General features: G+C 69.5%; 22 protein-coding genes and 2 riboswitches. Of the genes, 9 read left to right on the forward strand and 13 right to left on the reverse strand.

Annotation, left to right across the window (positions count from 1 at the left end; genetic code table 11):
- Window positions 1-34: 34 nt before the first annotated feature.
- The 9 genes from ABCR94_RS09070 to ABCR94_RS09110 all read right to left on the reverse strand — a co-directional run bounded on the left by ABCR94_RS09070 (window position 35) and on the right by ABCR94_RS09110 (window position 10,052).
- Window positions 35-871 carry a thioesterase family protein gene (locus ABCR94_RS09070; RefSeq protein ID WP_347118679.1) on the reverse strand — a complete coding sequence of 279 codons (837 nt, stop codon included), beginning with the start codon at window positions 869-871 and terminating at the stop codon, window positions 35-37.
- A 23-nt stretch (window positions 872-894) separates the two neighbouring features.
- Entirely contained in the window at window positions 895-1,572 is a 678-nt protein-coding gene (locus ABCR94_RS09075) for a trimeric intracellular cation channel family protein (RefSeq protein WP_347118680.1), read from the reverse strand.
- A gap of 18 nt (window positions 1,573-1,590) precedes the next feature.
- A complete protein-coding gene (locus ABCR94_RS09080; protein WP_347118682.1) occupies window positions 1,591-2,781 on the reverse strand; it encodes an ABC transporter ATP-binding protein in 1,191 nt (396 codons plus the stop codon).
- Between the two features lie 20 nt (window positions 2,782-2,801).
- Window positions 2,802-3,938: an ABC transporter ATP-binding protein gene (locus ABCR94_RS09085; protein ID WP_347118684.1), complete on the reverse strand. Its 1,137-nt coding sequence runs from the start codon at window positions 3,936-3,938 to the stop codon at window positions 2,802-2,804.
- The gene (locus tag ABCR94_RS09090; protein WP_347118685.1) at window positions 3,935-4,933 is read right to left on the reverse strand and encodes an ABC transporter permease; all 999 of its coding nucleotides are present in this window, start codon (window positions 4,931-4,933) and stop codon (window positions 3,935-3,937) included. Before ABCR94_RS09090 ends, ABCR94_RS09085 begins: the two co-directional genes overlap by 4 nt.
- A gap of 130 nt (window positions 4,934-5,063) precedes the next feature.
- Window positions 5,064-6,833, reverse strand: coding sequence for an ABC transporter substrate-binding protein (locus tag ABCR94_RS09095; RefSeq protein WP_347118686.1), 1,770 nt, complete (start codon window positions 6,831-6,833; stop codon window positions 5,064-5,066).
- Between the two features lie 151 nt (window positions 6,834-6,984).
- Window positions 6,985-7,989 carry an ABC transporter permease gene (locus ABCR94_RS09100; RefSeq protein ID WP_347118687.1) on the reverse strand — a complete coding sequence of 335 codons (1,005 nt, stop codon included), beginning with the start codon at window positions 7,987-7,989 and terminating at the stop codon, window positions 6,985-6,987.
- A gap of 359 nt (window positions 7,990-8,348) precedes the next feature.
- Window positions 8,349-9,137: an enhanced serine sensitivity protein SseB C-terminal domain-containing protein gene (locus tag ABCR94_RS09105; RefSeq protein ID WP_347118688.1), complete on the reverse strand. Its 789-nt coding sequence runs from the start codon at window positions 9,135-9,137 to the stop codon at window positions 8,349-8,351.
- 129 nt (window positions 9,138-9,266) lie between these two features.
- On the reverse strand, window positions 9,267-10,052 hold the full coding sequence (locus ABCR94_RS09110; protein ID WP_347118689.1) for an enhanced serine sensitivity protein SseB: 786 nt from the start codon (window positions 10,050-10,052) through the stop codon (window positions 9,267-9,269).
- 269 nt (window positions 10,053-10,321) lie between these two features.
- Here ABCR94_RS09110 and ABCR94_RS09115 point away from each other — a divergent pair, with 269 nt between their 5' ends.
- The gene (locus tag ABCR94_RS09115) at window positions 10,322-10,981 is read left to right on the forward strand and encodes a hypothetical protein (RefSeq protein WP_347118690.1); all 660 of its coding nucleotides are present in this window, start codon (window positions 10,322-10,324) and stop codon (window positions 10,979-10,981) included.
- Between the two features lie 106 nt (window positions 10,982-11,087).
- On the opposite strand, the gene ABCR94_RS09120 is transcribed toward ABCR94_RS09115, so the two are convergent.
- Window positions 11,088-11,768, reverse strand: coding sequence for an AAA family ATPase (locus ABCR94_RS09120; RefSeq protein ID WP_347118691.1), 681 nt, complete (start codon window positions 11,766-11,768; stop codon window positions 11,088-11,090).
- A gap of 168 nt (window positions 11,769-11,936) precedes the next feature.
- A riboswitch (glycine riboswitch) is annotated at window positions 11,937-12,045 on the forward strand.
- Window positions 12,046-12,159: riboswitch (glycine riboswitch) on the forward strand.
- A 36-nt stretch (window positions 12,160-12,195) separates the two neighbouring features.
- On the opposite strand from ABCR94_RS09120, the gene gcvT reads away from it, so the two are divergent.
- From gcvT to ABCR94_RS09160, 8 genes are all read left to right on the forward strand, one after another.
- Window positions 12,196-13,320: a glycine cleavage system aminomethyltransferase GcvT gene (gene gcvT, locus ABCR94_RS09125; RefSeq protein ID WP_347118692.1), complete on the forward strand. Its 1,125-nt coding sequence runs from the start codon at window positions 12,196-12,198 to the stop codon at window positions 13,318-13,320.
- A gap of 80 nt (window positions 13,321-13,400) precedes the next feature.
- The gene (gene gcvH, locus ABCR94_RS09130; protein WP_283515674.1) at window positions 13,401-13,778 is read left to right on the forward strand and encodes a glycine cleavage system protein GcvH; all 378 of its coding nucleotides are present in this window, start codon (window positions 13,401-13,403) and stop codon (window positions 13,776-13,778) included.
- 78 nt (window positions 13,779-13,856) lie between these two features.
- The gene (gene glyA, locus ABCR94_RS09135) at window positions 13,857-15,119 is read left to right on the forward strand and encodes a serine hydroxymethyltransferase (RefSeq protein ID WP_347118693.1); all 1,263 of its coding nucleotides are present in this window, start codon (window positions 13,857-13,859) and stop codon (window positions 15,117-15,119) included.
- Between the two features lie 146 nt (window positions 15,120-15,265).
- The gene (locus ABCR94_RS09140; protein ID WP_347118694.1) at window positions 15,266-16,648 is read left to right on the forward strand and encodes an L-serine ammonia-lyase; all 1,383 of its coding nucleotides are present in this window, start codon (window positions 15,266-15,268) and stop codon (window positions 16,646-16,648) included.
- Window positions 16,642-17,142, forward strand: coding sequence for a GNAT family N-acetyltransferase (locus ABCR94_RS09145; RefSeq protein WP_347118695.1), 501 nt, complete (start codon window positions 16,642-16,644; stop codon window positions 17,140-17,142). Before ABCR94_RS09140 ends, ABCR94_RS09145 begins: the two co-directional genes overlap by 7 nt.
- 124 nt (window positions 17,143-17,266) lie before the next feature.
- Complete coding sequence (locus ABCR94_RS09150) at window positions 17,267-17,842, forward strand: TerD family protein (protein ID WP_347118696.1); 576 nt, start codon at window positions 17,267-17,269, stop codon at window positions 17,840-17,842.
- Window positions 17,843-18,150: 308 nt separating this feature from the next.
- Window positions 18,151-20,193 carry an oxidoreductase gene (locus ABCR94_RS09155; protein ID WP_347118697.1) on the forward strand — a complete coding sequence of 681 codons (2,043 nt, stop codon included), beginning with the start codon at window positions 18,151-18,153 and terminating at the stop codon, window positions 20,191-20,193.
- A gap of 53 nt (window positions 20,194-20,246) precedes the next feature.
- The gene (locus ABCR94_RS09160; protein WP_347118698.1) at window positions 20,247-20,831 is read left to right on the forward strand and encodes a PadR family transcriptional regulator; all 585 of its coding nucleotides are present in this window, start codon (window positions 20,247-20,249) and stop codon (window positions 20,829-20,831) included.
- A gap of 59 nt (window positions 20,832-20,890) precedes the next feature.
- Here ABCR94_RS09160 and ABCR94_RS09165 read toward each other — a convergent pair whose 3' ends face one another.
- The 3 genes from ABCR94_RS09165 to ABCR94_RS09175 all read right to left on the reverse strand — a co-directional run bounded on the left by ABCR94_RS09165 (window position 20,891) and on the right by ABCR94_RS09175 (window position 23,306).
- Window positions 20,891-21,106, reverse strand: a complete 216-nt coding sequence (locus tag ABCR94_RS09165) for an EF-hand domain-containing protein (protein WP_347118699.1) — start codon at window positions 21,104-21,106, stop codon at window positions 20,891-20,893.
- Between the two features lie 170 nt (window positions 21,107-21,276).
- Window positions 21,277-22,506, reverse strand: coding sequence for a YVTN family beta-propeller repeat protein (locus tag ABCR94_RS09170; RefSeq protein ID WP_347118700.1), 1,230 nt, complete (start codon window positions 22,504-22,506; stop codon window positions 21,277-21,279).
- Window positions 22,503-23,306, reverse strand: coding sequence for a polysaccharide deacetylase family protein (locus ABCR94_RS09175; RefSeq protein WP_347118701.1), 804 nt, complete (start codon window positions 23,304-23,306; stop codon window positions 22,503-22,505). Before ABCR94_RS09175 ends, ABCR94_RS09170 begins: the two co-directional genes overlap by 4 nt.
- Window positions 23,307-23,367 lie beyond the last annotated feature (61 nt).

Genomic DNA, 23,367 nt, shown 5'->3' on the forward strand with positions numbered 1-23,367 from the left:
CGGCCGCGCACTCCTGACCCGCGACCGGCCCCGCTCAGCCGCGCGGCGCCCGCGCCAACTGCCGTGACTGGGCTACGAGACGGTCCGCGCTGTCCCAGACCTCCGCGTCCTCCTCCAGGAAGCCGCCCGCGAGGTTGCGGGTGGTGATGGAGACGCGCAGCGGGCCCGGCGCGGGCCGGCCGCGGACGTGGGTGGTGAGCTCGACGGTCGGCGTCCAGCCCGGGAGGCCCAGCTCGAAGGAGGTCGGCGGCAGGGCGTCGACGGTGAGCAGCAGCGAGAGCGGATCGGCGTCGCGGCCGTCGGCGAGGCCGAACCAGCCGCGCATCTCGCCCCGGCCCGAGGGTGCGCCGACCGCCCAGCCGATGGTGGCCGGGTCGAGCCTGATGTCGAGCCGCTCGGTGATCGCCGAGCTGCCGGGGATGACGGCGGGGCCGTCTCCGGTGCCCAGGCACTGCTCGTACGGCGGCAGGAGGGGCGGCTCGGCCGTCGTCCGTACGTCGTCGGGCAGGGCGTCCAGGTCGCCGTAGGAGGCCAGCACCCGGATCCTCTCGACCTCGGTGCCGTCGTCGCCGTACTGGAAGAGGGAGGCCTGCCCGGTGGAGAGGGTGCGCCCCGAGCGGACGACCTCGGTACGGATGACCGCCTTGCCCGGCACGGACGGTGTGAGGTAGTGCGCCGAGACCGTGAACGGGTCGGGGTGCGGCAGGGCATCGCGGAGCGCGCGGCCGAGCAGCGCGAGGAGGTAGCCGCCGTTGACCGCCCGGATGATCGTCCAGCCCGCGGAGAGCTCCGCGTCGTAGACGCCCGGTGCTCGTGGGGAAACGGCGGTGTCGCGGTCGAACTCGCTGTCCCCGATGGATGCCTGTGCCATGAAACGCAGGCTACACCGTGACCCTACTGAGCGGTAGCTTTGTCTTGTTCCTCGGCCTTCGCCGATGAGCGGTTCCAGGCGCGCGGGGCCCGCCACCGGTAGTGCAGCGCGAGCAGCCGCAGAACGAAGGCGGTGATCACGGCGAGACCGCTGGTCACCGCGTTGAGCATGTCGAAGCGGATGCACACCACGACCATCGCGGCCCCGACGATCGCGGGGACGGCATAGAGGTCACGGTCCCAGCGCAGCAGCGAGGGCACCTCATTGGCGAGTACGTCGCGCAGCACGCCGCCACCGACGGCGGTCGCCAGGCCCAGCGCGGCCGACGCGGTGAGGCCGAGCCCGTAGTCGTACGCCTTGGTGGTGCCCGTGACGCAGAACAGCCCGAGCCCCGCCGCGTCGAAGGCGTTGACGGAGCCCTGGATGCGTTCCACCTCGGGGTGCAGGAAGAAGACCAGGGCGGCCGCGATGAGCGGGGTGATGAAGTACCCGAGATCGGTGAAGGCCGCCGGCGGGACGGCTCCGATGATCAGGTCGCGGAACAGCCCTCCGCCCAGCGCCGTGACCTCTGCGAGCACCGCGATGCCGAAGACGTCAAAGTTCTTGCGTACGGCGAGCAGCGCGCCGGAGATCGCGAAGACGAAGATCCCGACGATGTCGAGGGCGTGCTGGACGGAGGGCGTGAAGAATTCGTGGAACACCGGCTCAGTGTGCCGCCTTTACTCCTTGCCTATGTCCTTCGTGGTCCCGGGCGGCGTCGCGTCGCCCTCGGTGACCGGTGCGGCGGGAGCCTCGGCGTCCCCCTCCGGGGCCTCCGTGTGCACGGTCGCCGCCGGCGTCGCGTCGACCAGCACGACCGCCTCGCGCGCGGTCTCCAGAATCGTGGACTCCGGCATCTGGTCCGGCGCGTTCTCCGGGTGGTGGCAGGCCACCTGGTGACCGGCCTTCAGGGCCACCAGCGGCGGCTCCGTGGTCTTGCACACCTCGGTCGCCTTCCAGCACCGGGTGTGGAACCGGCAGCCCGAAGGCGGCGAGATCGGCGAGGGCACATCGCCGGTGAGCAGAATGCGCTCACGCTTGCCCTTGCTGCGCGGGTCGGGCACCGGGACGGCGGACAGCAGCGCCTTGGAGTACGGGTGCATCGGCGACTCGTACAGCGCCTTGCGGTCCGCGATCTCCACGATCTTGCCGAGGTACATCACCGCGATGCGGTCCGAGACGTGCCGGATGACCGACAGATCGTGCGCGATGATCACGTACGTCAGGCCCATCTCCTGCTGGAGGTCGTCCAGCAGGTTCACGACCTGCGCCTGGATCGACACGTCCAGCGCCGAGACCGGCTCGTCCGCCACCACGAGCTTGGGCTTGAGCGCGAGCGCGCGGGCGATGCCGATGCGCTGGCGCTGGCCGCCGGAGAACTCGTGCGGATAGCGGTTGTAGTGCTCGGGGTTGAGCCCGACGCGGTCCAGGAGGGCCTGCACCTCCTTCCTCACACCGCCCGTGGGCTCGATGCCCTGGAGCTTGAACGGCGCGCTGATGATCGTGCCCACCGTGTGGCGCGGGTTCAGCGAGGAGTACGGGTCCTGGAAGATCATCTGTACGTCGCGGCGCAGCGGCCGCATCTTCGCGGTGCCCAGGTGCGTGATGTCCTGGCCCTCGAACTCGATCTTCCCGCTGGTCGGTTCGAGCAGCCGGGTGATGAGCCGGCCCATCGTCGACTTGCCGCAGCCCGACTCGCCGACGATGCCCAGGGTCTCCCCGGGGCGTACGTCGAAGTCGAGTCCGTCGACGGCCTGGACGGCGCCGACCTGGCGCTGGAGAAGCCCCTTCTTGATGGGGAAGTGCTTCACCAGCCCGCTCACCTTGAGCAGGGGCTCAGGCGATGAGGTGGCCTTCTCCGGATTCGGCATCGCTGGATCCTTCATCTCACTCACAGCTTGGGCGCAATCTCTTCGGTCCAGATCCGCGTCCGGTCCTCCGCTGACATGTGGCACGCGGAGTGGTGCCGCTTGCCCTCCTGCCCGGGCAGCACGGTGAGCTCGGGCCGCTCGGTACGGGTGACCCCGCCCTTGGGCACATCCGCATACGGGCAGCGCGGGTGAAACGCGCAGCCGGACGGGATGTTGATCAAAGAGGGCGGCGAGCCCTTGACCGGGATCAGCCGCTCGGTCTGGTCGCGGTCAATACGCGGCATTGAGCCCAACAGCCCCCAGGTATACGGGTGCTGGGGCTCGTAGAAGACCTTGTCCGCCGGGCCGCGCTCCACGCACCGGCCGCCGTACATCACCAGGATGTCGTCGGACAGCTCGGCGACGACACCCAGGTCGTGCGTGATGATGATGACCGCCGAGCCGAACTCCTTCTGCAGATCCCGGATCAGGTCCAGGATCTGCGCCTGGACGGTGACGTCCAGGGCGGTCGTCGGCTCGTCGGCGATCAGCAGCTCGGGGTTGTTGACCAGCGCCATCGCGATCATCGCGCGCTGGCGCATACCGCCGGAGAACTCGTGCGGATAGCCGTCGAAGCGCTTGTCGGGCTGCGGAATGCCGACCCGGTCGAGCATTTCGATGGCGCGCCGCTTGGCGGCCTTCTTGTCGACCTTGTTGTGGATGCGGTACGCCTCCACGATCTGGTAACCGATCGTGTAGTACGGGTGCAGGGCCGACAGCGGGTCCTGGAAGATCATCGAGAGCTCCCGGCCGCGCAGCTTGCGTACGTCGTCCGGGTCGGCGGTGAGCAGTTCCTTGCCGTCCAGCCAGATCTCGCCGGAGATCTGCGCCTTGCGCCGGCCGTACTGGCCGACCGTGTGCAGGCCCATGATGCCGAGCGAGGTCACCGACTTGCCGGAGCCGGACTCGCCCACGATGCCGAGGGTCTTGCCCTTCTCCAGCTGGAACGAGAGGCCGTCCACCGACTTGACGAGACCGTCGTCGGTGGGGAAGTGCACCTTCAGGTCCCGCACTTCGAGGAACGAGGTGGGGGCGGGAGAGCCGACCGCGGCGGGCTCGCCGAGCGCGGTGCCCGTCACAGCGAGATCTGTGGGGGCAGGCTTGTTGAGATCGGTCATCCGAGCCTCACTCGCGGGTCGATGACGGCGTACAGAAGGTCCACGACGAGGCTGGCCAGGACGATGAACAGCGCGGCGATCAGCGTGACTCCGAGGATCACCGGCAGGTCCTTCTGGCTGATCGCGTCGACCGCGAGCCGCCCGAGTCCCGGCAGGTTGTACGTGGTCTCGGTGAGGATCGCGCCACCGAGCAACGCACCCAGGTCCAGGCCCAGGAGGGTCAGGATCGGGGTCCAGGTGGAGCGCATCGCGTGCCGTCTGATGACGACCGGTTCTCGTAGGCCCTTGGCGCGGGCAGTACGGATGTAGTCCTCGCCCATGATCTCCAGCATGGTGGCCCGCGTGAGGCGGGCGTACATCGCCGCGTACAGGAAGGCGAGGGTGATCCAAGGCAGGATCAGGCTCTGGAACCACTGGGCCGGATCATCGCTCAGCGACTTGAACTCACCGCTGACCCAGTCCAGTTGGTAGCTGAAGATGGCCAGCGAGAGCAGACCGGTGAAGTAGATGGGAAGCGAGACGCCGGCCAGGGCGATGGTCATGGCCGCGCGGTCCCACAGGCTGCCGCGGCGCAGTGCGGACACCACGCCGGTGGAGACACCGCCGACCAGCCACAGGAGGCACGCGCCCGCGGCGAGCGAGAGCGTGACCGGGATGGCTTCGGTCAGCTGGGGCCACACGGCCTGCTCGGTACGGAAGGAGTAGCCGAAGCACGGTGCGGGGCACTGCGTGACATCCGGGCCGTTGGCATACTCCCGCCCGGCGAACAGTCCCTGGACGAAGTGCCAGAACTGCACCATGACCGGATCGGCGAGCCCCAGCTTCTGCCGGATGCCCTCGATGGCGGCGGGGTCCGACTGCTTGCCGACGAACAGGAGCGCGGGGTCGGACCCGGCCCATTTCGGGAGTACGAAGAAGATGGCAAAGGTCGTCAGCGTGACGACCAGCAGCATCATGGCGACGGCGAACAAGCGCCGGATGACGTAAGAAAGCACTGTGCGCGGCCCGGCGACGGCCCGGAAGCCCCCGGATTACGGGGGTCCCGGGCCGCCGCCCGCGGCCATCACCTGCCCTTCGGGACTGGCGGGTTGGGCGATGGTGGGGGTGACTCGTCTGTGCTGGGTGCTACTTGACGACGCCGAGCGAGACGTAGTCGTAGCGGCCGTTGTACGCCGCGGTGGAGTAGGCGTTCGTCAGCCGCGAGCTGCGCCAGGTGAAGTTCTTCTCGTAGATGAAGGGCATCTGGGCCGCGATGTCCGAGGTGGCGTGGTTGATCTTCTTGTAGATCTCACCGGCCGCGTCGGGGTCGGTCTCCTTGAGCGCGTCGTCGAAGAGCTTGTTGATCTTCGGGTCGTTCGTCTCGGAGACGTTGTAGTTGCCGTTCGGCTCGATGAAGCGACCATCGATCAGCGGCTGCGAGAAGCCCTGACCGGTCGGGAAGTCGGGGCCCCAGCCGGTCATGACCAGGCCGTAGCCGCGCTTCTTCACGACGGCGGGGGAACCGGTGATGCTGGCGGACTCGGCGCCGTCGATCGGGTCGACCTCGGCCTTGATGCCGACGGCCTTCAGCGACTCCTGGAGCGCCTCGGCGACCTGGACCTCGCCCGGGTTGTTGCTACGGGCGCTGATCACGGTCGAGAAGCCGGTGGGCTTGCCGCACTTCTTCAGCGCGTCCTTGGCCTTGGCCACGTCCGGCTTGCCCTTGCGGGCGAGGATGCCGTACGGGTCGTAGTCGTCCGTGCCCTTGATGGACTTGGGGAGCATGTTCGTGGCGATCTCGCCACCGGCCTGCGGGCCGCCGCGGACGTCCTGCATCGACTTGTAGTCGGCCGCGTACAGGACCGCCTTGCGGCAGTCGATGTTGTTGAACGGCGCGACCTTGGTGGCGATGTCGACGTACCGGATGAAGCTGGTCTCGATGTTGTCGAGGTTGCCCTTGTGCTGCTTGAGCGCCTCGGTACGGCCCGACTGGGACATGCCCGTGGCGTTCATGTCGACGTCGTACTCGCCCTTGATGAGGAGCTTGTCGATCGCCTCGATGTTGGTGTTGATGGTGACCGTGATCTTGTCCGGCAGCGCGGCGCGGATCGGGTCGGAGGTCTTCGACCACTTGGGGTTGCGGACGAGGACGGCGCCCTTCTTGGGCGTGTACGACTCGAACTTGTACGGGCCCGAGGAGAACGGCTTCAGCGGGTACTTGGCGCCGGTGTCCTTCTCCCGCTTCACCGGGGAGCCGGTCGGCATCGCGAGCATCTGCTCGAAGTCACCGTTGGCCTCGGCGAGTTTGAAGATGATCGTCTTGTCGTCGGGCGTCTCGATCGCCTTCAGGCCGAGCTTGTCCGCGGACTTGTCCTTGTACGGACCCGGGTAGGTGTCCTTGGGGTCCAGCGCCTGTCGCAGGTAACCGGGGCCGCCGGAGATGACGTCCTTGGCCCAGATGCGCTCGATGCCGTACTTGACGTCCTTGGAGGTGATCGGCGAGCCGTCCTCCCAGGTGACGCCGTCACGCAGCGTGTACTCGTACCGCTTGCCGTCCTCGGAGACCTTGCCGTTGGCGGTCGCGAGGTCGGGAACCAGCTCGGCGCCGGCGGCGCCCGGCTTGGGCGCGTAGCTGACCAGCTGACGGGCGTAGTACCGGGAGAAGTCCCAGGCGAAGCCGTAGTACTGGCGCTGCGGGTCGGTCGAGTCGAAGTCCTGCTTACCGATGAACTTCAGCGTGCCGCCCTTCTTGGCGGACTTGTTCGCAACACTCTTGGTCGCGGCGTTGAAGCCCGCGCCCTCGCTGCTGTCGCTGTCGGACCCGCCGCCACCGCACGCCGCGGTGGACATCAGGGCTGCAACGACAACCGCCGCGCCGGCGACACGCCTGCTCTTCGACGAACGTAGGGGTTTCATGCTTCTGCAACCTCCGGATTGGCGAGGTCCTTGGCCTGGGGCCGGGGAACCATCGGGGAGCCACCTGTCAGTTGTGACAGGGGCACGTTCAGTTGGGTACGGCCCGTCGAGTGCGGCCGGACCGGCGCCGCGGACGGCGCCGACGACGTTGTCAGCGGGTCCCCTTGGGGTCGAGCGCATCGCGGACGCCATCACCGAAGAGGTTGAAGGCGAGCACGGTGACGAAGATCGCGACACCGGGGATGATCATGAACATCGGATCGGTCTCGTACGTATCCACGGCCTTGTCGAGCATCTGACCCCAGGACGAGGTCGGCGGCTTGACTCCGGCCCCGAGGAAGCTGAGCGCCGCCTCGGTGAGGATGTTCGTGGGGATCATCAGCGTCGTGTAGACGGTGATGGGCGCCACCAGGTTCGGGAGCAGCTCCTTGAAGAGCACGTAACGCCGTCCGGCGCCCAGGCTGCGCGCCGCCTCGATGTACTCCTTCTCGCGCAAGGACAGTGTCTGGCCTCGCACGATGCGTCCCACATAGGGCCAGCCGAAGAAGCCGATCACCGAGATCAGGATGGCGATGCGCACCCCGCTGCCGGTCAGCCCGAGCAGATCGTTCGGGAGCACCGAGACCAGCGAAATGATGAAGAGCAGCTGCGGGAACGCCAGCAGCATGTCCATCACGCGGCTAATGACCATGTCGACCCAGCCGCCGAAGTAGCCGGCGATGATGCCGAACACGGTGCCGAGCAGCACGGCCACCAGGGCCGCGAGGAACGCCACGAGCAGCGAGATGCGGGCTCCGTAGACCACCCGGCTGAACACGTCGCGGCCGTTGCCGGGCTCGACGCCGAGGAGGAACTCGGAACTCATGCCGCCGAAGGCCTCCTTGGGGGTGCCGAACAGCGGGTCGATCTCATCCTGGTGGAACTGCTCCGGCGGGTGCCCGAAGACGTCGACGATCAGCGGAGCGAAGATCGCGACCAGGACCAGGAAGACAACGACGACTCCGCCGGCCAGCGCCAGCTTGTCGCGCTTGAGCCGATTCCAGGCGATCTGGCGCAGTGAACGCCCTTCGACCGATTTGGTCGTGACATCGGTCGCGGCATCGACGGTAGCGACCGCATCCGTCTTCGCAGTCGTGTCGGGCAATGGTGCCGTCATCGTGTCGGGGACCCCTCTCGGCCGGCGGTGACCAGCCCTAACCGGCCGCTGTAGCGGCTTGGTTCACATCACAGGTGCAGATTGCGCAGGTGGTGCGGGCGTTTCAGGTGATCCTGCGGGGGGCACGTTGCCAATTGGGCACGCATCCCACACAAGGACCGACTGCTTTCATTGCCGGGAGTCTTTAACGCCTTCGCGATCACCCGCCAGACCTGACGGACAATGGATGCGCAACCGTGATGCTGCCTGTGACTTTCCGTTATGCGGACGCGCCGATCGGCTGAGCGGATCAGAACCGGCCTTTACCACCAGATCGGACATCGCAGCCAACAGCCGTCATGTGCTGCTGCATTGCGCTGTCAGTAGGCGCGCGGAGCGGGGTAGCCGTAGCCCGAAGCGGGGGCCTGCGGCGAGAGCGGGGCGTGTGCCTCACGGTCGTAGAACGGGCGGGTGTTGGCGCGCAGCCACATGGCGACCGGGTCGTAGTCGTCGGACATCGCGACGGTGGAGACGGGCAGCCCCTCGGGGACCACACCGATCGACTGCTGCATCATCGTGCGCACCGCGTCGACCGACTGCTGGCTCGTGTCGTAGAGATCGAGCCCGATGGCCAGATACGGCGCACCGAGCGCGGGCTGCACCCAGCCGCGACGCAGTGAGCGGACCGCGGGCGTGCGGTGGGCGTTCTGCGTGAGCTGCGCGTAGAACTGCGGGATCTCGATGGCCGGCTCGGACAGCCGCAGCGGCCCGGCCGGCATTCGCTCAAGGCCGCTCGCGATGCGCCGCAGATCGAGCCACGGGATGCCGACACCGCCGCCCGGGGCATGCGGATTCAGCCAGATCCCCCAGCGGTCGGGGAAGAGCACCCGGGCGATGTCATGCCCCGTGACGACGTCGTACGCCCGGCTCCAGCCGCTGGCGGCGAGCTCCTGGGCGGAGGTCACGCACGGCGCGTAGCCGAGGCCTTCGACCTCCATGTTTCCGTACTGCGCGTCGGGTGAGCCGGCCTGTCCGTGCCAGAGCAGCATCCAGACCTGGCCGTCCGCGAGGACGCGCAGCAGCGCCTCGTACGCGTCGTACCTCCCGGGCGTCACCTGGCGCAGCATGTGCTCGACCTGCCCGGCCGCCGCAGTGCCTGACGCGCTCACCCTGGGTCCCGCCCCTCTTCGATCCACCGTTCGGCCAACCGCCCCCGTGTGGCGGGGCCATCAAACCAGCTTAAACGGCCGCCCTGACACCGACTTGACGCGGGAGGCGGACGCGCGGGCCGGGCGCGCTCAATGCTCCTGCCGGTGCTCGCGCACGTAGAAGGGCCGCACCTTCTCCAGCATCCAGTCGCCGACCGGATCCTGTGCGACGTCCAGCAGGACGAGGTTGACCGCCCAGGGCAGATGGACCCGGCCGAGCGCCCGCCCCAGCGCGTCCATCGGGGCGTTGCGTTCGGCGCCCTCCCACGACGAGAGCTGTACGCCGATGAAGAGCGTCGGTTGGTCGCCCTCGATGCTGGCGAGCGCGCGGCGGGCGGTGACCACCACGCCGCTCTCCTCGAACTCACCCGCCGCCGCGGCCAGGAAGTCGACCGGCTCCTGCTGCCAGTCCGGCTCGAAGAGCCGCACCCGGCCGCCGCTCGCCGGTCCGTCCAGCGGGGAGCCGCCGGCCCGGCAGAGCTCGGCGACGGCGGGCGGCGGCAGCGGCATGCCGACCGCGCCGTCCGGGTTCACCACGATGCCGAGCTGCGGCGGGAGGCCGCGCGCGAACTCCCGCGCGGGCGCGACGGTGAAGGGCATGTGGGGCCCCGCGGACTGGCGGAGCTGCTGCTCGGAGCTGAAGACAGGGACGTACGGGGCGCCGCCAATCTCCGTCGTGGGCAGGTCGAGGTCACGGCTCTGGGGCCCACCGCCGGCCGGCAGCGGCACCCAGATCTGGCTGCGGCCCAGCACCTCGACGAGCCGGGCGCCCGCCGCCGGGTTGCCGACCGAGGCGGCCAGCACCTCTTCGAGTTCGTTGCCTGGCCATCCGCCGCCTCCGTGCGGATGCGGATGCGCCTGCGCCGGAAATTCCATGTCCACCCCTGCCGACAGCTGTGCTCGCCACGGCCGCGCTCATTGAGGCCGCGCCCATGGAAGCCGTGCTCGTTGAAGCCGTGCTCATTGAAGCCGTGCTCGTTTCTGCGCGAGAACCCTAGCCCGCCGGGCCGACACACCGTCCCCTACCACTTCCTGACACGTTTGGTAGCCATCCGGTTGCGGAGTGTGGTGGTGGCTCGGAGGGTGGCACCAACGCGTCCTCGGGCGTGCACACCGCTCCCCCCACAGCGAAAAGGATTCCCCGCATGGCACTCAAACGGCCTGCCACCTTCCTCATCACCTCTGCCCTCTGCGGTGCCGTCACCATAGGCTTCGCCGGCCCGTCCGCAGCCGCGGCCGTGCAGGAGCGTCCCGTCGCGTCCACCGTGGCCAACGCCGCACCGGACCCGGCGGCGCTGCTTGGCCAGGCGGACGTACTGTCCAAGCTGGGCCTCGTGGGCCCGCTGGGTGACCTCCTCAAGGAGGCGCTCGCGGCGAAGCCCGACCCGGCCAAGGTCAAGGAGCTCGCGGAGAAGGTGACCAAGGCGATCACCGCGGCCGGCCTGCCGGCGACCCCGGCAACTCCCGCGACTCCGGCGACCCCGGCCCTCCCGGCCCTGCCCGCCACGCCCGCCCTCCCGGCGCTTCCTGGGCTCGGCGGCTCACCGGCCGACCGCGCCGCGGTGGCCGACCCGGTGGCCGACGCGCTCGCCGCGCTCCAGGCCAAGGTGACCGAGCTGGTGGCGGCCGTCACGGCTGCCGACCCGGCGAAGATCCTGGCCGCGGTCACCGGGACGGTCACCACGGTGATCCCGCTGATCCTGGGTCTGCTGACCAAGCTGCCCCTGCCGGTGCCGCTGCCGCCGCTGCCAGCCCTGCCGGTGCCGGTGCCGCCCCTCCCGCTGCCGGTGCCGCTGCCGCTCTAGCGGCCACGGACGCCTGCGCGTCGACGGGACCCGGTCCGCGTGCCCGATGCGGACCGGGTCCCGCCGCGCTGTCGGGCACCCGAAGCCCGGCCGTAGCTCGAAGCCGCTACTCGAAGTCGATGGCCCGCAGCGCGGTCGCCGCCGCCCGGTCCAGCAGTACGGCCGAGGCGCACCCGGCGGGCAGCGTGCCGCTCTCCGCGTCCCGCACGAGCCGCCCCACCGCCCGCCGGTGGCGGGCGAAGGCGTACCCGGAAACACCCCGGCCGCGCTCCTGCTGCCCGGCCCGCGCCACCTCGGGCGTGACGTCGAGCAGCAGCAGATGCAGGGCCACGCCCCTGCGCCGGGCGTCGCGCGACAGCCAGCCCCGCACCCAGGCGAGCGTGCCGCAGTCGTGCACGACGACGCTCTCGCCGGAGCGCAGGGCGCGCCGCAGCCCGGCGTAGTGCGCGGCGCGGACGAGGGGGCGGTAGAGCGCGTACGGCAGGAAGCGCGGCATCCGGCGCTGCCACCGCTCGCGCACGTCCTGCGAGTCGATGCGGCGGGAAGCCGCCGCGCGCCGGATCAGCGTGCTCTTGCCGCTGCCGGGCAGTCCGGAGACGACCACCACGTCCCCCGCCGCGAAGACCAGGCTCCCCGGGCTGCGGCCGGCGCGGTCGCGCAGATCAGAGACGGTGGCCACGGGCCGACAGGCCGTCTCCGTGGCCGGTGCGCCCTGCTGTGCGGGCACCACGTCGCGCGCGACCCCCGCGCTCGTCGCGTAATACGCACCGGGCTGCTGCACCGTCATCGCACTCCCCCATGTCGGGTCCCCCACCCTTGCCCAAGAAGTGTAAAGAATAGGTAATGGGCCACAAGCCATTTGCGGATGCGGCCGGTTGACGTCCGCTTCGGCCCGCCCGACCCGCCGCCCCGCGATGCGTGCAATGATGTGCCCGCCAACTCCATAACGGCCGCTTGAATCCGCGCGGGAGAGTCCGGAGCACCCAGTTCGTCTGGTGCTGCTCGGACGCCGAAGGAGCAAGTTCCTCCCTTGAATCTCTCAGGCCCCGAACCGCGCGGGCGAGGCAGATCTGAAAAGCGAGCCGCCTTTGTGGCGGCTCCACCCAAGGTGCAAGTCACGACCACACTTACGTGCGGTCGTGGTGAACCTCTCAGGTTCCGATGACAGATGGGGAGGATGTGTCCTCGCCTGTCATGCCCTGGGAGCCCCACACATGAGCAATGTCCCCCGTCTCACCGCCCTCGATGCACTGCATCGCTCGCTGGGCGCGACCATGACCGACTTCGCGGGCTGGGACATGCCGCTGCGGTACGGCAGTGAGCGCGACGAGCATCTCGCCGTACGCACGCACGCCGGCCTCTTCGACCTGTCCCACATGGGCGAGATCGCCGTCACCGGGCCGCAGGCCGCCGCCCTGCTGAACCACGCGCTCGTCGGCAACATCGGGACGGTCGGCCCCGGCCGCGCCCGCTACACCATGATCTGCCAGGAGGACGGCGGGATCCTGGACGATCTGATCGTCTACCGCCTTGCCGACACCGAGGCCCCCGAATATCTGGTGGTCGCCAACGCCGGCAACGCCCAGGTGGTCCTGGACGCCCTGACCGCTCGCGCCACCGGCTTCGAGGCCGACGTACGCGACGATCGTGACGCGTACGCGCTGATCGCCGTCCAGGGCCCCGAGTCCCCCGGCATCCTGAAGTCCCTGACCGACGCCGATCTGGACGGGCTAAAGTACTACGCGGGCCTGCCCGGCACCGTCGCGGGCGTCCCGGCGCTCATCGCACGTACCGGCTACACCGGCGAGGACGGCTTCGAGCTGTTCGTCGATCCGCAGCACGCCGAGAAGCTGTGGCGGGCGCTGACCGAGGCCGGCGCCCCCGTCGGTCTGGTCCCCTGCGGCCTGTCCTGCCGCGACACGCTGCGCCTGGAGGCGGGCATGCCGCTGTACGGGCACGAGCTGACCACCGCGCTGACGCCGTTCGACGCGGGCCTGGGCCGGGTCGTGAAGTTCGAGAAGGAGGGCGACTTCGTCGGCCGCGCCGCCCTTGAGGCCGCCGCCGAGCGCGCCGAGACCGCGCCGCCGCGCAAGCTGGTCGGCCTGATCGCCGAGGGCCGCCGGGTGCCGCGCGCCGGGTACCAGGTGGTCGCGGACGGCAAGGTCATCGGCGAGGTCACATCGGGTGCCCCGTCCCCGACGCTGGGCAAGCCGATCGCCATCGCGTACGTCGACCCGGCGCATGCGGCGCCCGGCACGCCCGGGGTGGGTGTGGACATCCGCGGGGCACACGAGCCCTACGAGGTCGTCGCGCTGCCGTTCTACAAGCGCCAGAAGTAGCCCGCCGGTCCGAGACGCGAGTCTCACTCCGCAAGACCACCGTTCCTCAGCACTCCCCCGCGTACAGGAGAATTCAGGTCATGAGCAACCCCCAGCAGCTGCGGTACAGCAAGGAGCACGAGTGGCTCGCGACCGCCGAGGACGGCGTCGCGACGATCGGCATCACCGAGTTCGCGGCCAACGCGCTCGGCGACGTCGTTTATGCCCAGCTCCCCGAGGTAGGCGACACGGTGACCGCGGGCGAGACCTGCGGTGAGCTGGAGTCGACCAAGTCGGTCAGCGACCTGTACGCGCCGGTGACCGGTGAGGTCACCGAGTTCAACCAGGACGTCGTCGACGACCCCTCGCTGGTGAACTCCGCCCCGTTCGAGGGCGGCTGGCTGTTCAAGGTGCGCGTCACCCAGGAGCCGGACGACCTGCTCTCCGCCGACGAGTACACCGCTCTCTCCGGCAACTAACCGGGTGGCCGGTCGGCCGCCCCAAGCCCCAAGCCTCAAGCCCGAAGCCCGAAGCCCGACGACTCGAACGGGACCGTGATGACTGTTCTCGACACTCCCCTGCATGAGCTCGACCCGGACGTCGCCGCCGCCGTCGACGCCGAGCTGCTCCGCCAGCAGACCACCCTCGAAATGATCGCCTCGGAGAACTTCGCTCCGGTGGCCGTCATGGAGGCCCAGGGCTCCGTCCTCACCAACAAGTACGCCGAGGGTTACCCCGGCCGCCGCTACTACGGCGGCTGCGAGCACGTCGACGTGATCGAGCAGATCGCGATCGACCGCGTCAAGGCGCTCTTCGGCGCCGAGCACGCGAACGTGCAGCCGCACTCGGGCGCCCAGGCCAACGCCGCCGCGATGGTCGCGCTGATCAAGCCGGGCGACACGATCATGGGTCTGAACCTCGCCCACGGCGGGCACCTGACCCACGGCATGAAGATCAACTTCTCCGGCAAGCTCTACAACGTGGTCGCTTACCACGTCGACGACGCCACCGGCGAGGTCGACATGGACGAGGTCGAGCGCCTCGCCAAGGAGTCGCAGCCCAAGCTCATCGTGGCCGGCTGGTCGGCGTACCCGCGCCAGCTGGACTTCGCCGCCTTCCGCCGCATCGCGGACGAGGTCGGCGCGTACCTGATGGTCGACATGGCGCACTTCGCCGGTCTGGTCGCCGCGGGGCTGCACCCCAACCCGGTGCCGCACGCCCACGTCACGACCACCACCACGCACAAGACCCTCGGCGGTCCGCGCGGTGGTGTGATCCTGTCCACACAGGAGCTCGCCAAGAAGATCAACTCGGCGGTCTTCCCCGGACAGCAGGGCGGCCCCCTGGAGCACGTCATCGCGGCCAAGGCCGTCTCGTTCAAGATCGCGGCGACCGAGGACTTCAAGGAGCGCCAGCAGCGCACCCTGGACGGCGCCCGCATCCTGGCCGAGCGCCTGGTGCAGTCCGACGTCACCGAGCACGGCGTCTCCGTGCTGTCCGGCGGCACGGACGTCCACCTGGTCCTCGTCGACCTGCGCAACTCCGCGCTGAACGGCCAGGAGGCCGAGGACCGCCTCCACGAGGTCGGCATCACGGTCAACCGCAACGCCGTCCCGAACGACCCGCGGCCCCCGATGGTCACCTCAGGTCTGCGGATCGGCACCCCGGCGCTGGCCACCCGCGGCTTCACCATCGAGGACTTCACCGAGGTGGCGGAAATCATCGCCGCCGCGCTGAAGCCGACATACGACCGCGACGGTCTTGCCGCCCGGGTCACCGCGCTGGCCGACAAGCACCCGCTCTACCCTGGTCTGAAGTAGTTACGTACTAAACAGCCCAGTAGCACCACAACTGAACATCGGGGCACCGCGCACACTGGACAGTGGGAGCGGTGCCCCGTCTCTTGTCCACCACCCGCACCACCCCGGCAGACAACGGCGTCTACCAACCAGCTAGGAGTTCTACCGTGGCCCTCTCGGTCTTCGACCTGTTCTCGATCGGCATAGGCCCGTCCAGCTCCCACACCGTCGGCCCCATGCGCGCCGCCCGGATGTTCGTGGGCCGGCTGAAGAAGGACGGCCTGCTCGCCCAGACCACGTCCGTACGGTGCGAGCTCTTCGGCTCGCTCGGCGCGACCGGACACGGGCACGGCACGCCCAAGGCGGTGCTGCTCGGCCTTGAGGGCCACTCGCCCAAGTCCGTCGATGTGGAGAGCGCCGACGCCGATGTCGAGCGGATCAGGAAGACCGGCCGGCTGCGGCTGCTGTTCACGGAGATCGGCACGGACCACGAGATCGACTTCAACGAGCCGACCCAGCTGATCCTGCACCGGCGTCGCTCCCTGCCGTACCACGCGAACGGCATGACCCTCTTCGCCTACGACGCCGCGGGCAGCCCCCTCCTGGAGAAGACCTACTACTCGGTGGGCGGCGGCTTCGTCGTCGACGAGGACGCCGTGGGCCAGGACCGCGTCGTCCCCGACGACACGGCGCTCAAGTACCCCTTCCGTACGGGCGACGAGCTGCTGCGCCTCTCGCGCGAGACCGGCCTTTCGATCTCCGCTCTGATGCTGGAGAACGAGCTGTCCTGGCGCACCGAGGCCGAGATCCGCGGGGGCCTGCTTGAGATCTGGGGCGTCATGCAGACCTGCGTCTCGCGCGGCATGTCCCGCGAGGGCATCCTCCCCGGCGGCCTCAAGGTCCGCCGCCGCGCCGCCAACTCGGCCCGTCAGCTACGCGCCGAGGGCGACCCGCTGGCCCACGCCATGGAGTGGATCACGCTCTACGCGATGGCGGTCAACGAGGAGAACGCGGCGGGCGGGCGCGTGGTCACCGCCCCCACCAACGGCGCCGCCGGCATCATCCCGGCCGTCCTGCACTACTACATGAACTTCGTGCCCGGCGCCGACGAGGAGGGCATCGTCCGCTTCATGCTCTCCGCCGGCGCGATCGGCATGCTCTTCAAGGAGAACGCCTCCATCTCCGGCGCCGAGGTCGGCTGCCAGGGCGAGGTCGGCTCCGCCTGCTCGATGGCGGCCGGCGCCCTGGCCGAGGTGCTCGGCGGCACCCCCGAGCAGGTCGAGAACGCGGCCGAGATCGGTATGGAGCACAACCTGGGTCTGACCTGCGACCCGGTCGGCGGTCTCGTACAGATCCCGTGCATCGAGCGCAACGGCATGGCTGCCGTCAAGGCGGTCACGGCGGCGAAGATGGCGATGCGCGGCGACGGCCAGCACAAGGTGTCCCTGGACAAGGTCATCAAGACCATGAAGGAAACCGGCGCCGACATGAAGGTCAAGTACAAGGAGACCGCGCGGGGCGGTCTCGCGGTCAACGTCATCGAGTGCTGAGCGGGCGCCCCGGGGCTGTCCCCGCGGCTGTACGGGTCCGGCGGGCCGTCGCGCGGGACGCGAAGCGGCTCACCCGGATCGTGCGGGCCTCCCGCGCCTACGAGGGCCCGTACGCGCCGCTGATCGCCGGGTACCGGGTGGGGCCCGACTACATCGAGGCCCACCGGGTCTTCGTCGCCGTCGGGGCCGGGTCGCCGGAGGAGTCCGGGGAGCCGGTGCTCGGGTTCTACGCTCTCCTCCTCGACCCGCCGGAGCTCGACCTGATGTTTGTCTCCGACGCCGCCCAGGGGCGCGGCATCGGCCGCCTGCTGGTCGCGCATCTGCGGGACGAGGCGCGGGACGCCGGGATCGGGGAGGTGCGTGTCGTCGCGCATCCGCCCGCCGAGGGTTTTTATCTCGGCGTGGGCGCCGAGCGGACCGGGACCGTGCTCGCACGGCCGCCCGCGGTGATGTGGGACCGGCCGGACATGGTCATCAGAATCGCCGGGGAATGACTTCGCCGCCATTCGGTGGACTTCGCGGGAGTTTCGGGAACTGACCGGGCTCCGCATCCGTTGGCGGGTTGGGCAAAGAGATCGTCAAGGGGCGTGGCCCGCGCCGGATTGAGCAGGGATCTTCATGGGTGTCAGTCTCTCCAAGGGCGGCAACGTCTCGCTCTCGAAGGAGGCCCCCGGCCTGACCGCCGTCACGGTAGGCCTGGGCTGGGACGTACGCAGCACGACCGGGACCGACTTCGACCTCGATGCCAGCGCCCTGCTGGTGGACGCCAGCGGCAAGGTCGTCTCGGACCAGCACTTCGTCTTCTTCAACAACCTCAAGAGCCCCGACGGCTCTGTGGAGCACACCGGTGACAACACCACCGGTGAGGGCGAGGGCGACGACGAGCAGATCAAGGTGGGCCTCTCGACGGTTCCCGCCGAGGTCGACAAGGTCGTCTTCCCCGTCTCCATCCACGAGGGTGAGAGCCGCGGTCAGAGCTTCGGCCAGGTTCGCAACGCGTTCATTCGCGTGATCAACCAGGCGGACAACAAGGAGCTCGCCCGCTACGACCTCTCCGAGGACGCGTCGACGGAGACCGCCATGGTCTTCGGCGAGCTCTACCGCAACGGTGCGGAGTGGAAGTTCCGCGCCGTCGGCCAGGGCTACGCCTCGGGCCTGCGCGGCATCGCGACGGACTTCGGCGTCAACATCTGACCTGAAGCAGCCTGAAGTGAAGCTGTGAGCAGTGAGCAGTGAGTGAATGCCCGCGCCGGTTCAATCGGTGCGGGCATTCTCAGTTCCGCCTCCATCTCTCCTCCATCTCCTCCCCTCTCCACGGCTCTCTTCCCGTCAGGCCGACCAGTCGGTACGGTCCTGGCCAATCGAGCGCACGTACATGCAGATCGGCCGGCCGCCACCTAGGGCGACGATGTGAACGCACGGCGCGAGTGTCGCCGATCTAACACCGTTCGCCTTATGCAACTTGTTGCACAAGGCGCGTCGGGTGGACTACACATGGCCTCATGAGTCCGACGAATGAGTACCCGAACCTGCTGAGCCCCCTCGACCTCGGCTTCACCACGCTGCCCAACCGCGTGCTGATGGGCTCGATGCACGTCGGGCTCGAAGAGGCCGAGCGCGGCTTCGAGCGGATGGCCGAGTTCTACGCGGCCCGCGCCCGCGGCGGCGTGGGCCTCATGGTCACCGGCGGCATCGCGCCCAACGACCGGGGCCGCCCCTACCCCGGCGGGGCCAAGCTGACCACCGAGGCCGAGGCGGCGCAGCACCGGCAGGTGACCGACGCCGTACACCGCGAGGGCAGCCGGATCGCGATGCAGATCCTGCACTTCGGCCGGTACGCGCACCACCCCGAGCTGGTCGCCCCGAGCGCGCTCCAGGCGCCGATCAGCCCCTTCGTGCCGCATGCGCTGACCGATGCGGAGATCGAAGAGACGATCGAGGACTTCGTACGGGCGGCGGCGCTCGCCAAGTCGGCCGGGTACGACGGCGTCGAGATCATGGGCTCCGAGGGGTACCTGATCAATGAGTTCATCGCCGCCCACACCAACCACCGCGACGACCGGTGGGGCGGCTCGTACGAGAACCGCATCCGCCTCCCTGTCGAGATCGTCCAGCGGGTGCGCGAGCGGGTGGGCCCGAACTTCATTCTGATCTACCGCCTCTCCATGCTGGACCTGGTCCCCGGCGGCTCCACGCTGGCGGAGGTGATCACGCTCGCCCAGAAGATCGAGGCGGCCGGCGCGACCATCATCAACACCGGCATCGGCTGGCACGAGGCCCGCATCCCCACCATCGCGACCTCGGTGCCGCGCGGCGCCTACGCCTGGGTGACCAAGCGGGTCATGGGCTCGGTCGGCATCCCGCTGGTGACGACCAACCGCATCAACACCCCTGAGAAGGCAGAGCAGTTGCTCGCCGAGGGCCATGCGGACCTGGTCTCGCTCGCCCGGCCCTTCCTCGCCGACCCCGACTTCGTCGCCAAGGCGAGCGCCGGGCGCGCCGACGCCATCAACACCTGCATCGGCTGCAACCAGGCCTGCCTGGACCACACCTTCAGCGGGAAGATCACGTCCTGCCTGGTCAACCCGCGCGCCTGCCACGAGACCGAGCTGATCCTCTCCCCCACCCGCCGCGCCAAGCGCGTCGGCATCGTCGGGGCCGGACCCGCGGGCCTGGCCTGCGCGGTCTCGGCGGCCGAGCGCGGGCACGAGGTGACGCTCTTCGACGCGGCGGACGTGATCGGCGGCCAGCTCAACGTGGCGCGCAAGGTCCCCGGCAAGGAGGAGTTCAACGAGACGCTGCGCTACTTCCGCCACCAGCTCGACGCGCACGGCGTCCAACTGCGGCTGGGCACCCGCGCCACCGCCGAGTCGATCGCCGCGGCCGGCTTCGACGAGATCGTCCTCGCCACCGGCGTCACCCCCAGGACTCCGGCCATCCCCGGCATCGACCATCCCAGCGTGGTCAGCTACCTCGACCTGCTGCGCGAGGACGCGAAGGCCGGGGAGCGCGTCGCGGTCATCGGGGCCGGCGGCATCGGCTTCGATGTCGCGGAGTTCCTCACCGACACCAGCACGGACACCGACGCCGCCCCGAGCCTGAGCCCGGAGGAATTCTTCCGCCAGTGGGGCGTTGACACCGACTACCGCTCCCCCGGCGGCCTCCAGGCCCCCGCCCGCCCGGCGCAGACCCGTACCGTGCACCTGCTGCAGCGCAAGGCCACCAAGGTGGGGGCGGGCCTCGGCAAGACGACGGGCTGGATCCACCGCACCGAGCTCAAGCACCGCGGCGTCACGATGGTCGCGGGCGCGACGTACGACCGCATCGACGACGCGGGCCTGCATGTCACGGTCGACGGCGAGCAGCGGCTGATCCCCGTCGACACGGTCGTCGTGTGCACGGGCCAGGAGCCGCGCCGTGAGCTGTACGACGCTCTGCTGGCCGCGGGGCACCCGGTGCACCTCATCGGGGGCGCGGATGTCGCCGCCGAGCTGGACGCCAAGCGCGCCATCAGGCAGGGGACAGAACTCGCGGCCACACTGTGACCGGCCCCAGATGTGCGTCCCCGGCCGTGCCCGGCCCTACCTAGGATGCGGGCATGTCCCTCCCGCACGCGATCCTCACCGCCCTGCTCGAAAAGCCGTCTTCGGGGATTGAGCTGACCCGCAGGTTCGACAGGTCCATCGGCTATTTCTGGTCCGCGACGCATCAGCAGATCTACCGCGAGCTGGGCAAGCTGGAGCAGTCCGGCGCGATCAGGGAACTGCGTCGGCAGCAGCCGGCCCAGGGCCAGAAGAAGGAGTACGAGGTCCTGCCCGCCGGCCGCGCCGAACTGGCCGCCTGGGTGGGCAGGATCGAGGACCCCAAGCCCATACGGGACGCCCTCCTGCTGCGGCTGCGCGCGGCGGGAGTGGTGGGCACGCAGGACCTCTATGCCGAGGTGGGGCGTCATCTCGTGCTGCACCGGGCCCAGTTGGCGGAGTACCGCGCCATCGAGGCGCGCGACTTCGGCCCGGACCGGGCCAGCCCGGGCGACCGCGTCCGGCATCTGGTGCTGCGCGGCGGAATCGACCTGGAGCGCTTCTGGGTGGGCTGGCTCGAAGACGCGCACCGGGAGCTGCGGGAGATGGCCGAGGAGGCGCGTCCGGATACGGGTACGGGCCCGGAACCCACCGCGAAGTGAGGTCCGGGCCCGTACGCGGCGGGCCGTCGGGCGCGGGTGTCAGCCCTTGCCAGTCCCTGTCAGCTCTTGTTCCGGGAAGCCCAGAACTCGTCGAAGTTGAGCTTGCCGTCGCCGTCGCTGTCGTGGGCGTTGATCACGGCCTGGGCGACGGTCTCGGTGACGTAGGGGTCACCGAGCTGCGCCATCACGCTCTTGTACTCCACCGCCGAGATCAGCCCGTCCCCGTTGACGTCGTACCGCGCGAACGTCTTACGCGCCAACTCGATGTCCACCACTGGGTCCGCCCCTTCATGTGCCGTCATTACCCGCACAGATTATCGGTCCGGGTGCGGCGGCCGGTACCGGTGCGGGCAGTGGGGCTCGGGTTGCCTGCGGCGCTGTTCCCCTACCCGCCCCTTCCCGAAGTCCTCAAACGCCGGACGGGCTGGAACAGTTGCCGCACCCGTCAGCGGAAGATGCCCGTGTGCCCCAAGGAGTAGCGACCCGGCTGCGGATACACCGCGAGGCCGTGCGGGCCGCCGCCTACCGGGATGCGGGCGAGCTGACGGCCCGTCGTGGTGTCGATCGCGTACACCTCCGAGTCGTACCGGCCGGAGAGCCAGAGGACCTTGCCGTCCGCCGACACACCGCCCATGTCGGGGCTGCCACCGTCCGGCAGGTGCCACTTCTTCGTCAGCTTGTTCTTCGCGAAGTCGAAGACCGAGACGGAGCCCTCGCCACGGTTGGGGACGTACATCTCCTTCGAATCACGGCTGATGTAGAGGCCGTGGGCGCCCTTACCCGTGGGCAGCAGCTTCGGCGTGGGGAACTTCTCGCCGTTGAGCACCCACATGCCGTGCGCCATCATGTCCGCGACATAGAAGGTCTTGCCGTCGGGCGAGATCTTCACGTCCTGCGGCATGGCCCCCTGGAAGGGCAGCTTCTGCTGGCCGATGACCTCCATCTTCTCGGTGTCGACCTTGAGGAGTTCCCCGGAGAACTCGCAGGAGACGATGAAGTACCGGCCGTCCGCGGAGAAGTCGGCGTGGTTGACGCCCGCGCAGGAGACCGGGACGGTCTTGACGCGGTTCATGGTGTGCGGGTCGCGGAAGACCAGTTCGCGGTCCATCGACGCCATGACGATCGCGTGCTTGCCGTTGGGCGTGAAGTAGAGGTTGTACGGGTCGTGCACCTCGACCGGCTTGCCCGCGACGCCAGTGGCCGGGTCGATGGGGGTGAGCGTATGGCCGCGATTGTTGTTGACCCACAGCGTCTTGAGGTCCCAGGACGGCACGACGTGCTGCGGCTGGACGCCGACCGGGATGGTCTCGGTGACCTTGTACGTCTTGGGGTCGATCACCGACACCGTGTTGGAGTTGGTGTTGGGGACGTACACGCGCGACGGGAAGCCCTTGACGACGGGGGACATTTGGTTGGGGCGGTCCGCCGCGTACACGTCGTTCGGGTCGAGCACCGGCGGCATGCCGGGCAGTCCGGCCGGGACGGCGGGCACGGCCTTCTTCAGCTTGGCCGGCGGTACGACGCCCTTGGTGCCGAGCGCTTCGGCCTGGCCCTTGGCGTCGGGGTCGGCGCAGCCCGCGAGGGTGGCGATGAGGACGCCGGCGAGCAGCGCGGCCGTACGTCGGGTGTGTCGGGTGCGTGGAATACGTCGAGTACGTCGGGTGATCTTGGTCATCGGGTCAGCAGCTCCGTGGTCGTCACCGCGCGCAGTCCGCGGCGGTCGAGTTCGTCGAGGAGGGCGGGCAGCGCGGCGACCGTGTCCGCATAGCCGAAGTGCAGGCTCACCACGGATCCGTTACGGATCTCCGCGGTGACCTTGCGGGTGACGGCCGGGGCGCCGGGCGAGGTGAAGTCGAGGGAGTCGACGTCGTAGGACAGGACGTGCGGATAACCGGCACGGGCCGCCAATTTCGAGACGAGAGAGGTGGCGAACTGGGTGCGGGAGGGCCGGAACCAGGTGCCGATGGACCCGGTGAGCCGGCGCAGCCGGTCCGCGCAGCCGGTGATCTCGGCGTACGCCTCCCGCTCCCCCATGCCGGAGATGGTGAGATGGCGCTGCGTGTGGTTGCCGAGGTCGTGGCCGCCGTCGAGGATCCGGCGGGCGAGGGCCGGGTACTCGTCGAGCCAGCCGCCGACCGCCAGGACGGTCACCCGGGCACCGGCCCGCTCCGCCTCGGCGAGGACGGCCTTCGCGGTGGCGGGGTCGCCCTGGCCATGGAAGGTGAGGGCGACCCGGGGGCGGTCGCGCGGACCGTGCGTGATCTGTACGGGCAGGCCGGGGAAGCGGCGGGGAGCCGGGGCGGGGCGCGGGGCGGCGCGCTGTTTCGTCGGAGCGGCGGCGGAGGCATCGGCGGACGTTGGGGGCCCGGACGCGCCGTCGTGCGTACCGCAGCCCGCGGCGAGTGTCCCGGCGAAGGCCGCCCCCAGTGCGCCCGCTCCCGCACGCAGTGCGTCGCGGCGGCAGATCAATGTCACGCGCCCATTTAAGGGGGCATCGGGGCTAAAGGTAATGATTGAACCAATTTACGAGCTTTGC

Source organism: Streptomyces changchenzhani, from assembly GCF_039766235.1.
Lineage (GTDB): Bacteria > Actinomycetota > Actinomycetes > Streptomycetales > Streptomycetaceae > Streptomyces.

Coding starts and splice junctions, on each gene's coding strand:
- gcvT (WP_347118692.1), top strand. CDS start 12,196: ATGAGCAATGTCCCCCGTCTCACCGCCCTCGATGCACTGCATCGCTCG.
- ABCR94_RS09100 (WP_347118687.1), bottom strand. CDS start 7,989: ATGACGGCACCATTGCCCGACACGACTGCGAAGACGGATGCGGTCGCT.
- ABCR94_RS09080 (WP_347118682.1), bottom strand. CDS start 2,781: ATGCCGAATCCGGAGAAGGCCACCTCATCGCCTGAGCCCCTGCTCAAG.
- ABCR94_RS09095 (WP_347118686.1), bottom strand. CDS start 6,833: ATGAAACCCCTACGTTCGTCGAAGAGCAGGCGTGTCGCCGGCGCGGCG.
- ABCR94_RS09170 (WP_347118700.1), bottom strand. CDS start 22,506: ATGACCAAGATCACCCGACGTACTCGACGTATTCCACGCACCCGACAC.
- glyA (WP_347118693.1), top strand. CDS start 13,857: ATGACTGTTCTCGACACTCCCCTGCATGAGCTCGACCCGGACGTCGCC.
- ABCR94_RS09160 (WP_347118698.1), top strand. CDS start 20,247: ATGTCCCTCCCGCACGCGATCCTCACCGCCCTGCTCGAAAAGCCGTCT.
- ABCR94_RS09085 (WP_347118684.1), bottom strand. CDS start 3,938: ATGACCGATCTCAACAAGCCTGCCCCCACAGATCTCGCTGTGACGGGC.
- ABCR94_RS09115 (WP_347118690.1), top strand. CDS start 10,322: ATGGCACTCAAACGGCCTGCCACCTTCCTCATCACCTCTGCCCTCTGC.
- gcvH (WP_283515674.1), top strand. CDS start 13,401: ATGAGCAACCCCCAGCAGCTGCGGTACAGCAAGGAGCACGAGTGGCTC.
- ABCR94_RS09150 (WP_347118696.1), top strand. CDS start 17,267: ATGGGTGTCAGTCTCTCCAAGGGCGGCAACGTCTCGCTCTCGAAGGAG.
- ABCR94_RS09110 (WP_347118689.1), bottom strand. CDS start 10,052: ATGGAATTTCCGGCGCAGGCGCATCCGCATCCGCACGGAGGCGGCGGA.
- ABCR94_RS09120 (WP_347118691.1), bottom strand. CDS start 11,768: ATGACGGTGCAGCAGCCCGGTGCGTATTACGCGACGAGCGCGGGGGTC.
- ABCR94_RS09155 (WP_347118697.1), top strand. CDS start 18,151: ATGAGTCCGACGAATGAGTACCCGAACCTGCTGAGCCCCCTCGACCTC.
- ABCR94_RS09070 (WP_347118679.1), bottom strand. CDS start 871: ATGGCACAGGCATCCATCGGGGACAGCGAGTTCGACCGCGACACCGCC.